Source organism: Rhodococcus sp. KB6 (assembly GCF_001445685.1).
GTDB classification, from domain to species: domain Bacteria; phylum Actinomycetota; class Actinomycetes; order Mycobacteriales; family Mycobacteriaceae; genus Rhodococcus_F; species Rhodococcus_F qingshengii.
The window spans coordinates 1-990 of the sequence record NZ_LNAK01000090.1 but is presented as its reverse complement, the minus strand read 5'-3'; the positions used below and the strand labels follow the sequence as shown (position 1 = coordinate 990).

General features: G+C 66.5%; 1 protein-coding gene and 1 pseudogene. One reads left to right on the top strand and one right to left on the bottom strand.

Annotation, left to right across the window (positions count from 1 at the left end; genetic code table 11):
• The coding region (locus tag ASU23_RS12295) for a DJ-1/PfpI family protein (protein ID WP_058038014.1) at nucleotides 1–776 on the bottom strand (776 nt) is incomplete at its 3' end.
• 107 nt (nucleotides 777–883) lie between these two features.
• Between ASU23_RS12295 and ASU23_RS12290 the strand changes: the two are divergent.
• Nucleotides 884–990: pseudogene (locus ASU23_RS12290) on the top strand (antibiotic biosynthesis monooxygenase); the annotation flags it as partial.

Genomic DNA, 990 nt, shown 5'->3' with positions numbered 1-990 from the left:
GCCGCACGGACTCGTCGTTCGAGGGTGCGCCGGCTGGTGCCGAGCGACTGCGCGACGAAGGCGACGTTGAACGGTTCGTCCAGGCGGGCGCGCACGAAGCGTTCGAACTCGACGACGATCAGGTCCTCGTGCCGGAGATGTTCGTAGGCGACGAAGGCCGCCTGCGACGGACGCTCGTCGATGATGAGGAGCTTGGCGACATGTTGGGCCAGGTCGGGGCTGATCGATCGCACGAGTGAGAGCGCGAGGTCGATGTGGGCGAACGCGGCGCCGGCGGTGACGAGGTTCCCGTCGACCACGACCATGGTGTCGAGATCGAGGGCGACGGTCGGATAGCGCTTCAGGAACTCCGGCCCCAGGAACCAGCTGGTCGTCGCCCGCCGATGATGCATCCGTCCGGTCTCGGCGACAGCGAACACGCCGGTGCACGCCGCGGCGATCCGGGTGGTCGCCTCGTCGAGGCGCCCGAGCGAGGCGATGACCGAACGAGCATCTCGGCTCTGGAGGGCGTCGTGGGTCGCGGCGGCCGTGAGGGTTCCAAGCGCAGGGACGACGACCACGTCGAACTCTGCGGACTCCGACAGCGGGTGGTCCACCGACAGGGTCATCGATGTTGTCGTGGTCACTCGCCGTTTCGGTCCGAGGATGGCGAGTTCGATCGGGTCGATCCGCGGGTCGACATCGCTGCGGGCTCCGTCGGCCACCCGCACGATGTCGATGATCGACGCGACAGCCGAACCGAAGCAGCCGTCGATCGCGATCAGTCCGATACGCATGGCGCGAACAATAGCAATACTGCCGTATACGCCACTTCTCACATGCCCTTGCTCGTCGTACGCTGAACTCGCCCCACGAAGAACCCCGACTTCAAGGAGAACCCCTCATGTCCACACCCGCATCACTTCCGTATGCCTTCGTCGCCAAGATCGTCGCGGCCGATGGACAGCACGACGCGCTCGCCGATCTGCTCGCCGGCGCTGTCGCGCTCGC